The 14,910-nt window shown below is 67.2% G+C and carries 18 protein-coding genes; 5 read left to right on the forward strand and 13 right to left on the reverse strand.

Annotated elements, in window-relative coordinates; translation table 11 throughout:
• Window positions 1-23 precede the first annotated feature (23 nt).
• The 3 genes from O987_RS15870 (at window position 24) to O987_RS29690 (ending at window position 1,634) form a co-directional block, all read left to right on the forward strand.
• A complete protein-coding gene (locus tag O987_RS15870; protein WP_015014604.1) occupies window positions 24-806 on the forward strand; it encodes an SDR family NAD(P)-dependent oxidoreductase in 783 nt (260 codons plus the stop codon).
• A 110-nt stretch (window positions 807-916) separates the two neighbouring features.
• Window positions 917-1,210: an enoyl-CoA hydratase/isomerase family protein gene (locus tag O987_RS29685; protein ID WP_253279286.1), complete on the forward strand. Its 294-nt coding sequence runs from the start codon at window positions 917-919 to the stop codon at window positions 1,208-1,210.
• A 31-nt stretch (window positions 1,211-1,241) separates the two neighbouring features.
• A complete protein-coding gene (locus O987_RS29690; protein WP_268746964.1) occupies window positions 1,242-1,634 on the forward strand; it encodes an enoyl-CoA hydratase/isomerase family protein in 393 nt (130 codons plus the stop codon).
• 47 nt (window positions 1,635-1,681) lie between these two features.
• Here O987_RS29690 and O987_RS15880 read toward each other — a convergent pair whose 3' ends face one another.
• The 9 genes from O987_RS15880 to O987_RS15920 all read right to left on the reverse strand — a co-directional run bounded on the left by O987_RS15880 (window position 1,682) and on the right by O987_RS15920 (window position 9,106).
• A complete protein-coding gene (locus O987_RS15880) occupies window positions 1,682-3,664 on the reverse strand; it encodes a relaxase/mobilization nuclease domain-containing protein (RefSeq protein ID WP_043373384.1) in 1,983 nt (660 codons plus the stop codon).
• 448 nt (window positions 3,665-4,112) lie between these two features.
• The gene (locus tag O987_RS15885) at window positions 4,113-4,712 is read right to left on the reverse strand and encodes a S26 family signal peptidase (RefSeq protein WP_023114176.1); all 600 of its coding nucleotides are present in this window, start codon (window positions 4,710-4,712) and stop codon (window positions 4,113-4,115) included.
• Window positions 4,709-5,254, reverse strand: a complete 546-nt coding sequence (locus O987_RS15890; RefSeq protein ID WP_043373386.1) for a DUF2840 domain-containing protein — start codon at window positions 5,252-5,254, stop codon at window positions 4,709-4,711. Before O987_RS15890 ends, O987_RS15885 begins: the two co-directional genes overlap by 4 nt.
• Window positions 5,251-5,535 (reverse strand): hypothetical protein, encoded by a 285-nt coding sequence (locus O987_RS15895; protein ID WP_043373393.1) that lies wholly within the window; start codon window positions 5,533-5,535, stop codon window positions 5,251-5,253. The genes O987_RS15890 and O987_RS15895 overlap by 4 nt, the downstream gene beginning before the upstream one ends.
• Window positions 5,532-6,170: a ParA family partition ATPase gene (parA, locus tag O987_RS15900; RefSeq protein WP_043373395.1), complete on the reverse strand. Its 639-nt coding sequence runs from the start codon at window positions 6,168-6,170 to the stop codon at window positions 5,532-5,534. The genes O987_RS15895 and parA overlap by 4 nt, the downstream gene beginning before the upstream one ends.
• Window positions 6,171-6,423: 253 nt before the next feature.
• Window positions 6,424-7,281 (reverse strand): replication initiator protein A, encoded by an 858-nt coding sequence (locus O987_RS15905; RefSeq protein ID WP_051962306.1) that lies wholly within the window; start codon window positions 7,279-7,281, stop codon window positions 6,424-6,426.
• A gap of 26 nt (window positions 7,282-7,307) precedes the next feature.
• Window positions 7,308-7,592, reverse strand: a complete 285-nt coding sequence (locus O987_RS15910) for a helix-turn-helix transcriptional regulator (RefSeq protein ID WP_043376554.1) — start codon at window positions 7,590-7,592, stop codon at window positions 7,308-7,310.
• A gap of 83 nt (window positions 7,593-7,675) precedes the next feature.
• Window positions 7,676-8,446, reverse strand: a complete 771-nt coding sequence (locus O987_RS15915) for a DUF2285 domain-containing protein (RefSeq protein WP_023114173.1) — start codon at window positions 8,444-8,446, stop codon at window positions 7,676-7,678.
• A 309-nt stretch (window positions 8,447-8,755) separates the two neighbouring features.
• Window positions 8,756-9,106, reverse strand: coding sequence for a DUF2958 domain-containing protein (locus O987_RS15920; RefSeq protein WP_023103962.1), 351 nt, complete (start codon window positions 9,104-9,106; stop codon window positions 8,756-8,758).
• Window positions 9,107-9,346: 240 nt separating this feature from the next.
• Here O987_RS15920 and O987_RS15925 point away from each other — a divergent pair, with 240 nt between their 5' ends.
• Entirely contained in the window at window positions 9,347-9,652 is a 306-nt protein-coding gene (locus tag O987_RS15925; RefSeq protein ID WP_023103963.1) for a helix-turn-helix domain-containing protein, read from the forward strand.
• A gap of 63 nt (window positions 9,653-9,715) precedes the next feature.
• Here O987_RS15925 and O987_RS15930 read toward each other — a convergent pair whose 3' ends face one another.
• Window positions 9,716-10,030: a DUF736 domain-containing protein gene (locus O987_RS15930; protein ID WP_023103964.1), complete on the reverse strand. Its 315-nt coding sequence runs from the start codon at window positions 10,028-10,030 to the stop codon at window positions 9,716-9,718.
• An 809-nt stretch (window positions 10,031-10,839) separates the two neighbouring features.
• Between O987_RS15930 and O987_RS29100 the strand changes: the two genes are divergently transcribed.
• On the forward strand, window positions 10,840-11,001 hold the full coding sequence (locus tag O987_RS29100; RefSeq protein ID WP_023114172.1) for a hypothetical protein: 162 nt from the start codon (window positions 10,840-10,842) through the stop codon (window positions 10,999-11,001).
• Window positions 11,002-11,130: 129 nt separating this feature from the next.
• On the opposite strand, the gene O987_RS15935 is transcribed toward O987_RS29100, so the two are convergent.
• From O987_RS15935 to O987_RS15945, 3 genes are all read right to left on the reverse strand, one after another.
• Window positions 11,131-11,340 carry a hypothetical protein gene (locus O987_RS15935; RefSeq protein WP_023114171.1) on the reverse strand — a complete coding sequence of 70 codons (210 nt, stop codon included), beginning with the start codon at window positions 11,338-11,340 and terminating at the stop codon, window positions 11,131-11,133.
• Window positions 11,341-11,402: 62 nt separating this feature from the next.
• Window positions 11,403-13,454, reverse strand: a complete 2,052-nt coding sequence (locus O987_RS15940; protein ID WP_023114170.1) for a ParB/RepB/Spo0J family partition protein — start codon at window positions 13,452-13,454, stop codon at window positions 11,403-11,405.
• 78 nt (window positions 13,455-13,532) lie between these two features.
• Entirely contained in the window at window positions 13,533-14,357 is an 825-nt protein-coding gene (locus O987_RS15945; RefSeq protein WP_017677013.1) for a DUF932 domain-containing protein, read from the reverse strand.
• Between the last annotated feature and the right edge of the window lie 553 nt (window positions 14,358-14,910).

The raw sequence follows: 14,910 nt of genomic DNA on the forward strand, positions 1-14,910 counted from the left end.
TTCTCACCCATCGAGGAAAAACCATGCAACTGAACTCCGACATCTCTGCCGTCATCACCGGGGGCGCTTCCGGCCTGGGAGCCGCCACGGCCCGGCGTTTGGCCAGCCATGGCGTCAAAGTCGCCATCTTCGACATGAACGAAACCGTCGGCCAGGCGTTGGCTAGCGAACTCGGCGGCGTTTACTGCAATGTGGACGTGATGTCCGAGGAGCAGGTGGACGCCGCCTTCGCCAAGGCCCGCGCGGCCATTGGGCAGGAACGCATTCTGGTCAACTGCGCCGGCACTGCCGATGCCGTCAAGACTGTCAGCCGCGACAAGAAAACCGGCGAAATCCGCCCATGCGCGGCAGATCGTTTCAATCGCATCATTCAGATCAACCTGGTGGGCACCTTCCGCTGCATCGCCAAGTCAGCTGCGGGCATGTTGACGCTCGCGCCGCTGGCCGATGGCGACCGCGGCGCCATCGTCAACACTGCTTCGGCCGCCGCGCAGGACGGCCAGGTCGGCCAGGCCAGCTATGCGGCCAGCAAGGCAGCCATCGTGGGCATGACCCTGCCAATCGCGCGCGACATGATGGACGAAGGGATCCGGATCAACACCATCATGCCGGGGATCTTCGGTACACCGTTGCTGCTGGGTCTGCCGGACAACGTCAAACAGGCGCTGGCGGCCAGCGTGCCCTTCCCCAAGCGTTTAGGCGACCCCGATGAATTCGCGCAGGCCGTCGAGTTTCTCGTTACTTGCGGCTACATGAATGCCGAGTCCATTCGTGTGGATGGTGCCATTCGCATGGCGCCGCGCTGACGCTGACGCTGAAATTTTGATCAATCAGGGAACGTCAGCATGCCTGGAAATCCGGTAATTCTCGAAAAGAATGGTGCCGTCGCGACCATAACACTCAACTCGCCAAAAAAATGAATGCGTTGAGCACGTCGGTCGTAAACGTGCTCGCTGGTGTCATTGCAGATGTCGAACGCGATGGCTCGATCCGAGCTTTGCCGCTGCGCGGCGAGGGCCGGATGTTCAGTTGCGGAGGCGACATCGAAGAAATGGTGGCCGCAGGCGATGCGTTGTCTACCTTGGTCGATGACGAACTGAGAGTGGCCGAAAGCATGATTCCTCAATTCGCCAGCCTGCCGTTCCCGGTAGTCTGCGCCGTACAAGGCGCGGTAGCCGGAGGCGGTCTCGGGCTTGCCTTGGCCTTCTGACTACCTGATTGCCGCAAGTGGGACGAAGTTTGTGGCGGCCCATACCGGCCTCGGATACGCGGGGGATTTCGGCATCAGCTGGCTACTTCCACGCGCAGTGGGTGGACGACGCGCACGAGACATGATCTTGACCAATCGCGTAGTCAGTTCGAACGAGGCCTTGGCCTGGGGATTGGTCGAGAAAGTGGTTCCTGGCGAGAGCCTGCTGGGCGAAGCGCGGCGTATGGCGGTGCAATTTTCGGTCGGACCAACGCAAGGTTATGCGGGCGCCAAGCGCCTGCAACTCGCTGCCTTCGAGAGTGATCTGGCGACCTCATTGAGGCTGGAGGCGGCCGAAATGAATCGAGCCTCGAAAACCACAGATTCGCTGGAAGCGGTTCACGCGTTCGTCGCAAAGCGAGTCCCGCAGTTTGCCGGACGCTGAACGGCTGTAGACGCATCCGGTCGGTAGGTGCTCAATCGCTGCTGGCGTCAGGTAACGGATAAACCCTGCTGCCGTCGGATTTGCCAGGATAGGGTGCCACCATGTACCTGCCCAGAAATCAGCATGCCGAGTCGTTGTTCGATGACCGGCGTCCATGGCACCAAGCTGAACCCCATACCATCATCGAGCATGGCAAAGCGGCCACTGGCGAGCATGAGGCTGCGCCGGTAGATGCCGGTCACGCGCTGGCCATCGGCCGCCAGACGGTGTTCCAGCCCGGTTTCGGTGGCAATATCCTTGGCAGCCCGAATCACATCCCGATCGCGTAGTGTCGCCAATAGATTGCGCGCGAGGATTACGCGCTGCCCGCGCCGCTCTGCCAGCCCCTGTTCGGCCAGGAATTCGGCGCGCTGCTGCATCGCCTGGTTGACCTCGCTGCCAAAGCCCAGGTTGCCCAGGCCCGAGCCGCCGCCGATCAACTGCTGGTCGAGCCAGGTGGCTCCGATCACGCGGGCCTGCCGCTCGATGGGCAGGTGCGATTTCAGCTCCACCGCCACGCCGCCCAGGCGCTGCGCATCGTAGCGACGGCCCTGCTCGGGCAGGTCGTCCGGCACCTTCCATAGCCCCTCGGCCACCCGTTCCACGATACCGGCACGGCGCAAGGCTTCCAGCCGGCGGACGTGGGACGCGACCACTTCCTGCGGATCGCGGCCGGGCACGGCCTGACCCTGCGCGATGGCAAGGTGGTGGTCGGTGCGGTACAGGCCATCGCTCGCCAACGCGGCGATGTTCTTGTCGGCCGCGCGCACGTCAGCCGATCTCCTTGCCTCCACCACGGCGCCGGTCGGATAGTTCGCCAGCTCGTCGCGGGCGTTGAGCGCAACGTAGTGGGCCTTGCCGTCCACGCCGTCGATGACCAGATAGCCCCGGTCGTGCAGTTCGTCGGCCAGCCCCTTCGCGGCCACGCGGCCGAGGATGGTTCGGCCATCGTCCCCAGGCTCGAACACCGCCAGTTCGCGCGGCTCGCCGCGCATGGCCCGCTGCATGGTGCGGATGATGTCGCCGCGCTCGCCCAGGGCGCGCAGGGTCTTTTCCGCATCGTTGTGGACGGTCCACGTGCCGGGCTGGGCCTCGTCGGCCAGGCCCAGGCGCTGCAAACGCTGCAACCTGCCGATCAGCAGCAGACGCTGGCGTTGCAGTCGGGGTTCGTTGAGCCGTTCGACATGCACCATGCCATCGTCGCCGGCCTCGCGCTTCAAGGTGCGATCCAGGCTCGTCCACCGCTCCTGATCCACCTCGCGCCGCAAGGTCTGCTGGATCTCCAGCTCGGTGCGTGGCCCCAGCCATTCGGTCGCCAGTTCGGCGGCGCGATGGCGGAACCCATCGGCGATGTAGTCGCCCGCGATGATGAGGTCTTTGCCGGTGTCGTCGCACCCGCGCACGACGATGTGCGTGTGCGGGTTGTCGGTGTTCCAGTGATTGACGGCCACCCAATCGAGGCCCGTGCCAAGGTCGGCCTCCATGCGACCCATGAGGTGCCGGGTATAGGTGCGCAGGTCTTCCAGCTCCGCGCCATCTTCGGGCGAAAGGATAAAGCGGAAGTGATGCCGGTCGTCGGCGCAGCGTTCCTTGAACGCATCGAGGTCGGCGGCATCGGTCTGCGGCCCGTAGGCTTGGCCCGACTCGCCATCGCGGCCCACACCATCGCGCTCGATATAGCGCAGGTGCTTGGCAAGCGACTGCGGGCTGGTTCGGTGCTGATTGAGCAGCAGCGTCTTGATGGTCACACGCCGCGACATGGACGTGAGCTTCGCCCCCGCGAAGCGCGCCGCCGTGTGGCCGCGTCCCAAGCGTGAGCCGGGCCGCTGGCCGGAGCCGGCACTCTTGCTACTGCCACCAGGACGGCGCACCGCCGACTTGCCGCTGCTGGCCTTGCCCGCCTGCTTGAGTACCTTGGAGACGAAGCTCTGGCCCCGGTTCTTCGGGGCGCTGGGACGGATGCGGAAATCGTCGTCGCGACGGTCGGTCATGGCTGTGCTCCTTGCAAGTTCTGGCGTGTCCGGGCGTGCGAAGCACGCGGACATGCCCGCATCGGCGCGGGCTTCGCGCCCCACGCGGCACGGTGGCGAAGCTGCTGCGTGTCGCGCCACCCCCATGTGCAGACTGGCTTTGCGGGCCGACAGGTGCCGAACCCTTTTGTCTTGCCTTCCGCCTTTGCCCCTCGCTGGCGCTCCGGGCAGCGGCGGCCCGGCGGTGCTGCTGCGCGAGCAGCCAGCGCGCCGGCGAACGCGGCGACGGCCATAGGCCGGGCGCGTTCGAGGCAAGACGCCTGCACGTTGGACGGCTGCGCCGAAGGCAGCGCGAAGTGCGGTGCGAATGCACCCGCACTGCACGCGCGACGACACGGCGACGGCCAGCAGAGCGACACGCCCGATGGCACGACAAGATGCACGGCAACGTGCAGCGAGTCGGCGGCCATCATGGGCGGGATTCCAGCCAGACTGGATGCGCGACCCCGATCACGGCGGATGCGCTGACCGGCCCGAAATACCGGCTGTCGAACGACGCCGGGTTGGTCACACTCAAGAGGAACAGTTCGCCGGATTCGAGGCGGCGGCATTGCTGCCAGGATGGCAGCGGCCGGCCCCAGCGGTCGGCAGGCAGCACGGCGGCCGAAGGCACGCCGTCGATGCGGACGACGCGGCCAGTGCTGCACACCTCCTGCGGCGCGACGGCGCCCACGCGCTTGAGCAGCGGCACGCGCGCCGGCAGGTAGCCGCGCTGCGCGGCCAGCGCGGCGGCGTCTGGCGGCAGCGTGGTCAGGACGATGCTGCCCACGGACAAGGGACGTGGCGGCGAGTCGGTGCCGTGGCCTTGCGGATCGACGCGATACCAGCCGACCGCCACGCTGTCGGACGGGTTGTAGATCAGGCGCGGCAGCGGATGCACGAAGGACGCCCAGGCGAGCGCAGCGAGGCCGCAGGCGGACAGGCCCGCCAACACGAGGCGAGCGCGCAGGCGCGAGCGAGGATGCGGCGGGATGCCGGTTGCGCTGGCAACGGCGGATGGAAGCGTCATGGCAGCGTCCTCCCGGTTAGCCAGGCAGCGTGCCGCTCGGCGGTGTATTCGGGCAGCGGCAGGCGGGCAGCGAGCCGGTTGGCGAGCGTGCGCCAGTACGCGGGCGAGACAGCGGCGGGGGCGATGTCCAGCGCCTCGATGGCGTCGATGCGCTCCAGCACGGCGCGCACCTGGTTCTCGCCCTCGGCGTGCAGCAGCAGGCGTGCGCCGGGCTGCACGCCGGGGATGCGCTGTGCCGCATCGAGCGGCGTACAAGCCTGCATCACCATGAGCTGCCAGCGAACGGTGCCGTAGTCGTTGGCCTGCCAGCGGATAAGGCACAACATGGCGCCTGGCAGGAACACCGCGCAGCGACGCCAGCGGTCGAGCTGGTGCGTGCGCGCAGGTTCACCGAAGCGCAGGTAGAGCTTGAAGCGCGGTTCGATGTAGGCCAGCGCCACGCGCGTCAGCGGCGCGCCGGCAGGCTGGTCGAAAGGTACTGCGAGCTCAGCCGTAGCCGCGAAGGCAACAGGCGCGGGAGCAGACGAAGCGGATGCAGTCATGGCGTGTTCTCCCTGCGGTGTTCTGGAAACTCCCGCTCCAGCAGGCCGCGCAGCAGGTCGGCTACGGTCACGCCTTGCGTGAAGGCGGAAACCTTGATGCGCGCCCGCATGGCGGGCGTGATGTCGAGGGTCAGGCGTGCCGTGTAGAGGTCGCCCTTGTTCAGCGCATCGGCGTCGCCCTGGCGAATCCACGCCTCGGCGTGCGGATTCGCGGGCGGACGCGCGCCGATGCCGACGCGCTTGGCCGTGCGTTTGCTGTTCGGTGGCGGCTTCGCTGTCATGTCGGCCACCGCAGCAGTTCGTCCGCCAGTGCGGTGATTTCGCGGGTGGCGGCGCTGTCCGGTGCCGTCTCGCGTGCAAGCCGGCCAGCGGCCACGCTGTCGGCGAACACGATGCGCTGATGCACTTCCGCGCGCAGCGCAGGAAGCGGCTGGTCAGCAAGCGCCTGGCGCGCTTCGCGCCCGATCACGGTGGTGCTGACGCGCCGATTGATGACGAAGGCCGCGCGCAGCGCAGGCCGAAAGACCTGCGCCTCGCGGATCAGCGCCACCATCTCGGCGCTGGCCCACAGGTCGTAAGGACTGGGCTGCACGGGGATCAGCACGCGCTCGGCCGCCAGCAGCGCGGAGCGCGCCAGTGCCGCGATGCGTGGCGGGCCGTCGATGATGACGTGATCGGCCCGCCTGGCGAGTTCTGGCGCTTCCTGATGCAGCGTTTCGCGTGCAAGGCCCACGGCGCTGAACAGCCGTGGCAAGCCTTGCTGGCTTCTGCGCTGTGTCCAGTCCAGCGATGAACCCTGCGGGTCGGCGTCCAGCAGGACGACGTGCTGTCCGCGCATCGCCAGCTCGCCGGCGATGTGCGTGGCGAGCGTGGTCTTGCCCACGCCACCTTTCTGGTTGAGCAGAGCGACGATCATGGCGCGGCCCTCCGTGTTGGAAAGCCGGGCTTTTGCTGCTGCGTTTTTGGCCGCGTGGTAGTTGTCCACCGCAGCGGCGCTTCCCTACTAAAAGTTAGAGAAATTAAGTTAGGGAAGTTAGAGGACGCGCAAACCCAGTGCTGGCGCGGGTTTGCAGCCGGTCGGCACGCCTGATAGCACGATAGTCCCACGCCCGATAGCACGATACCCCGCACGCCTGATAGCACGACACCATTTACAGGCTTTCCCGGAGTTATCCCCGTGCCGTCTGCGGCACGGGCCGGAATGTCAGCAGCTCCATGCCGTTGTCCGGCATCCGCTCGATGCCCAGGACGTAGCCGGGCAGCGACTGCCGCGCGACCAGCGCGCGCAGGTCGCAGGCGAAGTCGTAGGGCTTGGCGGTGCTGCCGGATTTCTGGTGCAGGTAGCGAAAGTCGAACTGCCAGCCGTATGACTGCTTGCCGCCGTGCTTGCGCACCAGGCGGTACAGCCACCGCTCGATGCCGCCCGTGAGCCGGAAATACGCCGGGTCGATGGTCAGCACCAGGGCGGCATCGAGCACGCCGGCATAGAACCAGTCCGGCAGGATCAGCTCGATGCCCAGCGGCGTGCCGCTGGCGTCGGCCAGCTCGCGCCATTCGTTCACCCACGAAAAGCGGTGCAAGCGCCTCCCGGTGGTTTCGCGGATGGAAGTCGCCACGCTGGTCGATTGCAGCCGGTCGAGCGCGGCTTTCAGGCGCTGGTAGTCGTTCAAGGACGTGCCGCGCCCGATGAAGCGCAGGATTTCGTAGGGCGTGGCGTGTATCCAGCGCGACGGGCGAATGCCTGCGTCGCGCGCCTCCACGATCTGCGAGGCCGCCCAAATCAACACGTCGGCATCCCATATCGTGGCGATGCCGTGCTCGGCCGTGCCTTCCACGCGGATGGTGATGTTCCCGCTGCGGAAGTCGATCGGCGCCGTGCGCCGCGACTTCGCCAGCGAGAAGAACGGAAAGGCCATCAAGTCCTGGCTGTCGCGCGGCGCCATGCCGTCGCCCGGCAGCGCGCGGAACAGGTCGAGCTGTTCCCGCTGCTGCGATCGCTGCCCCGACGGCAGCGATGGGCTGGACATGACGATGGCCACCGGCGAGCCGACGATCAGCGGCCATCACGGTAGTCGCCCGCGTGACGCTCGGCATATTCCGGGTCGGACGTGGCCTCGTAGCTGCGCTGGTCGGCCCAGGCATCGAGGTCGGCCACCGCGTACATGACGCGGCGGCCGAACTTGCGGAACTTCGGACCACCACCGATCACGCGCTGCTTTTCCAGCGTGCGCGGCGACAGCCGCAGGTACTCGGCGGCTTCGTCGTTGGTGAGATAGCGTTGGGGCTGCGCGGCAGCGGTCGAGACAGTGGCGGCAGGCCGCAAAGGAGCGGGACGCATGGTGTGAACCTCCATAGCTTTCAAAGCTCCGGCCACACAGCGCAACCGGATGGAGGCAGTCTCAGAAAACCAAGCTGTCCTGCTCAGGGCCGTTTTGCGTCGTCCTCAAAACGACCCTTCTCAAGCGGCGGAAGCTGTGCTAGGCGGCGATAGCCGCCGCGCATCAGCGCATCGCCGCGCCGTACCAAGCGGCGTACCTTGGAGCGCAGGCCGCCGTCGCTGTACCAATCGGCTGCGGCATCGCCGCCGAACAAGCCTTCGGCCACCTCGCGCAAGGACGCACCCGCTAGGGTTGCGTCGAGCGCCTGCAAGGTGTGTAGCTCAAGCAGCGCGGCGGGTGCCGGCCTGGGCTTCGCAGAAGCCAGGGCCGCGCCGAGCGCATGGTTGCGCGCAGGTGCGGCGGCGCCGCCGCGGCGGGCATAGGCGACAGCCATCCCGTCTTCCAGGCCGGGCGCCAGCGCGAAGCGCAGGCAATGACCTGGGCTGTGCGCCATCAGCGCCAGCCCTTTGCCGTCATGGAGCAGTTGCTTGTGCCCGGCAATGCGCCAAAACGTGAACGCGGGAGCATACTGCGGCGGATCGGCGTCGGGATAGAGCTGCACCACGGCCACATGGCCGGGCAACCAGGCTGGATGCGCGTCGCGCGCATCCAACGCCGGATCTTCCAGCAGGCGCAAGCCCCAGCGATGCGCCGCCTGCTGCGCGGCTTTCGGCCGGCGATGATGGCGCAGCCAGTCGAGCCGGTAATCGGGGTTTCTGCGCAGATATTCCCAGGCCGTCCCAAGGTCGTCCAAGTGCAGCACGTACAGATACGCGGCAGTCGGATACCAGTGCTCGGCGCTGCGATCGACCATGACGCAACCTCCCTGCGAACAGGACTGGCCGCGACGGAAGAACTACGTGCTACATCGGTGTCATCAGAACGAAATGGGTTAAGGGAATAGTTGGGCTGTCAAGTCCGACTGGCTCCGATGCGTTGCGGTATTCGTCTCAATGCTGCGGCGGCAGCGTCCCTCCCGTGGGACGCCGTACAGGCCAGCCTGCCGCAGTCCGCGTCAGGCATCATGTCCGTTTGGATCAGACTGGCGCGGCTACGCCGCAAGAATCTCGATTGAGACCTGCCCGGTATGACACCAGACTGAAAAAGTCACAGTAGGCTGTGTTCAGTCCGGGATAGCCCCGTCGCGCTCGGCCAGCCGGGTGTATTCCGACAGCGTGCGCGTGGGCCGGAAGTAGCGGTCGCGCATCACGGGCTGCTGATGCGGCCCGACGATGCCAGCCAGCTCGGACAGCTTGACGGTTCCTTGCGCCGGCATTCCGATTCCCAGGTCGATGAGGCCCCAGGCGGTGTCGCCATCGGCGGGATCGAGTGCGGCCAGCAGCCAGGTCACATGCGCGTCCGGCGTGAACAGCCGCACCACGGGCACCGGGTCGATGGCCTGGCCGGCGGCACGAGCCTCGCCGTTGGCGAGCAGTTGCGCGCGCTCCGGGACGGTGGCGAGTGGCTGGGGCATGGTTGGCAATCCCACAAATCCAATGATGCACGGATGCGGTTTCACGCCCAAGCGCAGAACCGCCAAACCGGATTTACGCCTTCGTGTGCAAGCACGGATGCGCTTGCGTGGCTTTGCTGGAACCAGCAAATGCGGATTTCCGTAAAGGCACGAAAACGTAGAACACCAAATGAACACTATAGATTGTAGCCCTATAGGGCGCAATGGGCTGTCATCTTGGTTTTTCGAGGGAAACCATAGGTGGCGGCTGGGAACTCATTGGCGAAGGCGTTGAAGACAGTCAGGAAGGCGCGTGGCTTGAGCCAGGAAGCCTTCTCTGACGTGTCCAGCCGCACCTATATGAGCACCCTCGAACGCGACCTGAAAAGCCCGACCCTGCATAAGCTGGCCGAGCTGTGCGAGGTGATGGAGATCCACCCGCTCACGCTGCTGACGCTGGCCTACGCGGGCGACAGCCCGCACAAGGCCGACGAGCTGCTGGCGCAGGTGCGCCGGGAGCTGGAGGCGGTGCTGAAGGAGCGCGGCGCGGCGAAGCCGCGCGCGTGACGTGGTGATGTGCTGCGAACAGCAGCACAGCGCCCCGCCGCGATGGGCGGGGCGCTGCGGCGGTCACGCCGCCTGGGGCTTGCTGCGCGACCAGATCAGGTCGTGCGTACCGTCCTCGCCTTCGATCAGGCGGGCATAGACCGGAGCCGGGAACGAAGGATCGTCGAGGGTCACGGACTTGTATTCCCGCCCGGCCTCGCTGGTCTTGTTCCACGCCGCGCCGATGTCGTGGCCGGCGGCTTGGAGGCGGAAGTCGGGGGCGTTCTCGCTGCTGCCCTTGTCGTTGGGAACCAGCTTGACCTTGACGTTGAGCGTCAGGGTGCGCAGCGTGCCGGTGAAGCCGTCTTTGTCTGCGGTGAAGGTGCCGATGTTGGCCATGATGATTTCTCCTTTCGGTTGAACAAGGTTCGCGCCCATCGCGTCCTTGTTGTGATCCGGCCGGCGGGGGACGGGCTGGCTGCACCGCTTGCGGTCGAAACGCAGTGGAGAGCCTGGAGGCGAAAAGAATTTGCTGCGCGAGGAAGCCGCGCAGCGGCGGGGAAATTGTTTTCGCCGGACGGTTGCAGCCATGAAGCCCGAGGCGCAGCCGCGCCCCGCCAGGATTCACAACGAGACAAGGACGCCTTGGGCCGAACCGCTCCGAAAGGAGATGGGGCCGACTCGGCATCCCCGCCCGAAGGCTTCGCCGGCTCGCCCGCTGACGCGGGCCAGGTCAACCACCCGACGACAGGCGAGAACGCCCCTGCCGCACCTTGCGGCGCCGCTCTTGAGGCGTGGCGTGGAAGCTCCATAGCGATGCCGGGCGGGTTGTCCGTGAACCTCCTTCGTGACGTGATGGGCAGGCACCGCCAGCGTTGAGGACGGCATGCACCTGCACAACCTGCCGCAGCAAGCGCCAGCGTGTTCGCCAGCGCCCCGTCCGTCGCGGCGGGGCGCGGGCCGGGCCGATCCGGCGCAGCCGGTTCGGCGGCATCGAGGGGCGCCAAGCATCGCGCGGCGGGGATAGCCCGCAGGGCTTTCCCCTGGAGGCAAGCGAAGCGCGCAGCGCCGCAGGCGCGAAGGCGTGAGGGATTGAAGCCGAATGGGCCGTGACGGCAAAGACGGCACGGGGCGTAGCCCGAAAGCCCGGCGGCGCTGCGCGCCGACACGCCCAGGCCGTTCCAGATTTCCAAGCAGGAAACGCGGACATGCCTCTGATGAAATGGGCGCGGCTTACGCTGCGGGGTATGCACGCGGCAAGCCGAAAACTGCGGGTGATTCCTGCGCACTGCGGGCGCTTCGGCTTGCAGGCCCATGCGGGCCTGCCATCGCCGGGCGGGAAGCCCGGTCACGTCAACGCCGCCGCCTGAACTGCCGTGATGGCGGCGGCGTTCCGATTCGGCTGTGGGCTTGGAACACCGGGCGCGGCCACTGCCGCGCCCGGATTTTGCGTCCACCGCGCCCAGGACGGTACGGCCTGGGCGCGGTGCTGATCGCGGTTATCCCTTCGTCTCGATGAGCCACCACACGGCACGCGGCAAGGCGCGGCCTGTGATGGGATGAATGTCGGTGAGGTCGGCGCGGGCTGTCCAGCCCGAGGGCGGACGGTAGCCGCGCACGTCGCCTGCGCCGTGCCAGCGGCGGGCGCGCACAGTGCCGGGGGCGTAGATCGCCGCCATGCGCGGGCGGCGGGTGGTGGTGCGGGTCATGGGGGCTTCTCCTTCCAGCGAAGCGCCCCGGTCGAGGCCGGGGCGCTTGCCTTCGGCGCGGGTCAAGCGGCCAGCGCCTCGGCGGGTTCATCCGCCATTGCTTCGGCATCTTCCGGGGCGTCCTGCTCCGGGCCTGCCTCCTGCGCGGCATCCTGCGGGCCTGCGGCCTTGAAGATGGCGGGCATCCAGCCCGTACCATCGGCCAGCCGCTCGGCCTCGCTGGCAATGTCGGCCTTCTTGAGCTTCGCCAGCCGGGTGACGGATTCCGGTGCGAACGCGCCCACGGCATCCAGAATCACGGCCTTCGGAACGTGCTTGAAGTAGCCTTCTGCGGTCGGCTTCCACCATGCGGCCATGTCGAGGCCCACGGCCTGCGCCAGTTCTGCGCCGGGCTGGTGCGGCGTGGCGCGAGGCGTCACCACGTCCACCGTGGAGGCCACGCACACGGCCAGCAGCCGCACCAGTTCGTCTTGCGACTTCGCCAGCAGCACGGCGAGCAGTTCGGCGCTGTCCTCCGGCAAGGCTTCACCTGCCACCTGTTGCAGTTCGCGCAGCGCCACGGCAGCAGGCGATTCCGGCCAGTCCGGGGCCATGCCTTCCAGCCGGTCTTGCGCCGTGAGGCGCACGCCGAGCGGCAGGCCATCGCCATAGGCGTCGGGCTGCAAGACGGTCTGCACCATGTCATGCACCAGCGCGGCCAGCGCGACGTGCGGATGCCGTGCGACTTCGATTTGCAGCGCCGCCGTGCGGTGGGCGCTCAATCGCTGCGCCAGCCGGTCGGACAGGCTCGCGGCCTTGGGCGCGTCGTCGGCGTCCTCGTGCTCGTCGTTGGCGGCTTCGCCTTCGGTGCTGCCGAAACCGCGCCGCAGCTTTTCCAGCGTGCGCAGCGCCTTGGCCTCGGCTTCGCGCAGCAGGCCGCGATGAATGACGGCCTCGCCGTTGCGGTCGATGGTGACGATGGCACCAGCCACCTCGCGCACCTCGGGCGCATAGCCTTGTAAGGCGTCCTCCGCGTCTTGCAGTTCCCCGACCACCTGATCGCGCCGCTGTTCCAGCTTCTCGGCCTTGGCCTCGTCCTCGGCGTCGCAGGCTTCTTCCAGTTCGGCGTCGATCTTTTCGAGGCGGGTTTCCAGCGAGGCGATGCGGCGGGCCTCGCGGGTGGTCGGCTCGCGGCGATGGCGCGGGGCGTTCTGGAACGCTTGCCGTTCCTCGTAGGCCAGATGCGGCACGGCCTCCACCCATGCCCAACCCTCGCCGCGCACGTCCTCGGCCAGCGTTGCCAGCTTGTCGCGCACCAGCGTTTCCAGCACTGCGGTATCGGTGAGGTAGGTTCCGGCATCGCCTTCCGCGAACAGGTCGCGGCGGATGCCGCCGCCTGCCTGCCGGTAGGTGTCCAGCCCGACGAAGCGCACCAGCGCGTGCGTGGCGTCGATTTCGCGCTCGGTCAGGCGCTCGCGCAGCTTGGACGGGCTGCGCTGCCATTCCGGCGCACCATAGAACGCGGCTTCCTGCGCGGCGTGGTCATCGGTGATGGTCAGGGCCATCAACTGTTCCAGCGTCACGCCACCGGCCCGGTAGTCGGCCATGAGACGCGGCGAGACGTTCGCCAGCTTCAAGCGGCGCTGCACCACCAGCGGGGACACGCCGAAGTCGGCGGCAATGTCCTCGACGGGCCGGCCTTCCTTGACCAGCGCGGCGAAGGCCGCGAACTGGTCGGCGGGGTGCATGTTCTCGCGCTGCACGTTCTCCGCGAGGCTGACGGTGCGGGCGGACGCATCGGCCACCAGCAGGCACGGCACTTCGTAGTCAGTGGGGATGCGCTTCTTCTTCGCCAGCAGCTTCAAGGCGGTCAGGCGGCGGTCGCCTGCCACCACCTCGTAAGCCTCGCCATCGGCGGATGCAATCACGATCAGGTTTTGCAGCAGGCCGATGCGGGCAATGCTCGCGGCCAGCTCGGGGATGGACTGGCGCGGGGTCGTGCGGACGTTGCGCTTGGAGCGGCGCGGCAACAGTTGCGACAGCGGAACCAAGATCAGGTTCTTGGTCGGATCGGCCACTTCCAGCGGTGCGGCGGCTTCGATGGCGACGGTTTCGGTTTTGAGTACAGCGTTCATGGTGATAACTCCTTGCGGTTGGGATGCAGCAGCGAGAGAAGCGGCAAGGGCTGCTGCCTGCCCCTGCCGCGTGGGGATTCAGGCTTTCAACTGGCGCAGGCCATCGGCCAGCAGCCACAGGGCGCGATTGAGGCGCACGCTTTGGTCGATGCCCTGCACGGGCCGGGTGGTCTGGCGGCGGCCATTCGCGGCGCGGGCGGACAGGCCGCCTTTGGTCAAGTTCTCCTGCGTGCGGTTGAACACGCTCCACAGGTCGCGGCGGTCGTCGTCGTGGCGGCGTGGCATCAGGATTTGCGATTCCGTGATGGGCGCGGGCTTGTCCTCGTCGTACTTCAACGCCAGCGCAGCGCGGGCGAACACTTCGGATTCCCCGGCGTCGAGCGTGATGGCGCGCATGGCATCGCGCGATTCCTGCGCCCGGTCGAAGCCGTGCAGGACTTCGTAAGCGCCTTCGATGACGTGCCCGGCTACGTCGCCCTTGTGCGGCACGCGCACGTCGGCCACGGTGTCGCCGCAGACAAGGCCATTGCTGCAAACGAAGCGGAACATCCCGGCCAGCATCTGATAGCTGCTGGTGCCGTCATGGGAGTTCAGCAGGATGATTTCGTTGGCCTCGCGGCCGTTGATCTGGCTGGCGTGGCGCAGCCGGATCATGTGCTTGGTGTAGTCGCGGCGGTCGTCGTGGCGCACGCGGGTTTGCGTCACCATGAAAGGCTCGAAGCCTTCCCCGCGCAGTTCTTGCAGCACGGTCGCGGTGGGGATGTAGCTGTACCGCTCAGAGCGGCTTTCGTGCGGGGCGTCCGCGAAGATGGACGGGGCCACGGCCCGGATTTGGTCGTCGGACAAGGGACGTTCCGAACGCAGCACCGGGGAACGGGAAGCGAAGCGGGATGCGAGTTGCATGGCATTTCTCCTGACAAAGAAAAAAGGGGTTGCTGTTCACCGCACACCGGATTCCTAGATTCGGAAGCCCAGCCTTTCGGCGGTTCGGTGCGGTCGGCACGAGGAACCCGGTTGGCCCTGTTGCCACCGTCTTTCCTGAGTTCATCGCCCGCGACGGTCAGGAGCGCGCGGACGGGGGCCGTCAAGGAGGCAAGCGCAGGGTTGGTGCGGCCCGCAGGCGCAGCCGAGGACACGGCCCTGCGCGCCTTGACGGCACACGGCCGCGGGCTACAGTCGCGGTGAAGGTGATGAAGTCAGGGGAGACGGTTGGACATGGCAACGGCCCCTCAGCACGCCGACAGCACGGCAAGCGAAGCGCGCAGGCCCGGATCTAGGAATCCGGGCCGGAGGCGTCAGCCGAGCGGAGCGAGGGAACGATGGAAGCCCGTCAGGGGCGAGACGCCGCAGGCGGCTCGATGCGCTACGCGCACGACAGCGCGACCGGCCATGTTTCTTGGCCGGGGACGCACGGACTCCAAGGCTCGATGTACAAGCTCATGCGCCAGTCATCGGG

The sequence above is a fragment of the Comamonas testosteroni TK102 genome, from assembly GCF_000739375.1.
Classification (GTDB): domain Bacteria; phylum Pseudomonadota; class Gammaproteobacteria; order Burkholderiales; family Burkholderiaceae_C; genus Comamonas; species Comamonas brasiliensis.

Bases quoted from the DNA above. Each gene is read 5' to 3' on its own strand.
- O987_RS15940 (WP_023114170.1), bottom strand. From the start codon at position 13,454: ATGAACGCTGTACTCAAAACCGAAACCGTCGCCATCGAAGCCGCCGCA.
- O987_RS15920 (WP_023103962.1), bottom strand. From the start codon at position 9,106: ATGCCCCAGCCACTCGCCACCGTCCCGGAGCGCGCGCAACTGCTCGCC.
- O987_RS15885 (WP_023114176.1), bottom strand. From the start codon at position 4,712: ATGACGCTTCCATCCGCCGTTGCCAGCGCAACCGGCATCCCGCCGCAT.
- O987_RS29685 (WP_253279286.1), top strand. From the start codon at position 917: ATGAATGCGTTGAGCACGTCGGTCGTAAACGTGCTCGCTGGTGTCATT.
- O987_RS15880 (WP_043373384.1), bottom strand. From the start codon at position 3,664: ATGACCGACCGTCGCGACGACGATTTCCGCATCCGTCCCAGCGCCCCG.
- O987_RS29100 (WP_023114172.1), top strand. From the start codon at position 10,840: ATGCCTCTGATGAAATGGGCGCGGCTTACGCTGCGGGGTATGCACGCG.
- O987_RS15930 (WP_023103964.1), bottom strand. From the start codon at position 10,030: ATGGCCAACATCGGCACCTTCACCGCAGACAAAGACGGCTTCACCGGC.
- O987_RS15870 (WP_015014604.1), top strand. From the start codon at position 24: ATGCAACTGAACTCCGACATCTCTGCCGTCATCACCGGGGGCGCTTCC.
- parA (WP_043373395.1), bottom strand. From the start codon at position 6,170: ATGATCGTCGCTCTGCTCAACCAGAAAGGTGGCGTGGGCAAGACCACG.
- O987_RS15915 (WP_023114173.1), bottom strand. From the start codon at position 8,446: ATGGTCGATCGCAGCGCCGAGCACTGGTATCCGACTGCCGCGTATCTG.
- O987_RS15945 (WP_017677013.1), bottom strand. From the start codon at position 14,357: ATGCAACTCGCATCCCGCTTCGCTTCCCGTTCCCCGGTGCTGCGTTCG.
- O987_RS15895 (WP_043373393.1), bottom strand. From the start codon at position 5,535: ATGACAGCGAAGCCGCCACCGAACAGCAAACGCACGGCCAAGCGCGTC.
- O987_RS15890 (WP_043373386.1), bottom strand. From the start codon at position 5,254: ATGACTGCATCCGCTTCGTCTGCTCCCGCGCCTGTTGCCTTCGCGGCT.
- O987_RS15910 (WP_043376554.1), bottom strand. From the start codon at position 7,592: ATGCGTCCCGCTCCTTTGCGGCCTGCCGCCACTGTCTCGACCGCTGCC.
- O987_RS15935 (WP_023114171.1), bottom strand. From the start codon at position 11,340: ATGACCCGCACCACCACCCGCCGCCCGCGCATGGCGGCGATCTACGCC.
- O987_RS15905 (WP_051962306.1), bottom strand. From the start codon at position 7,281: ATGTCCAGCCCATCGCTGCCGTCGGGGCAGCGATCGCAGCAGCGGGAA.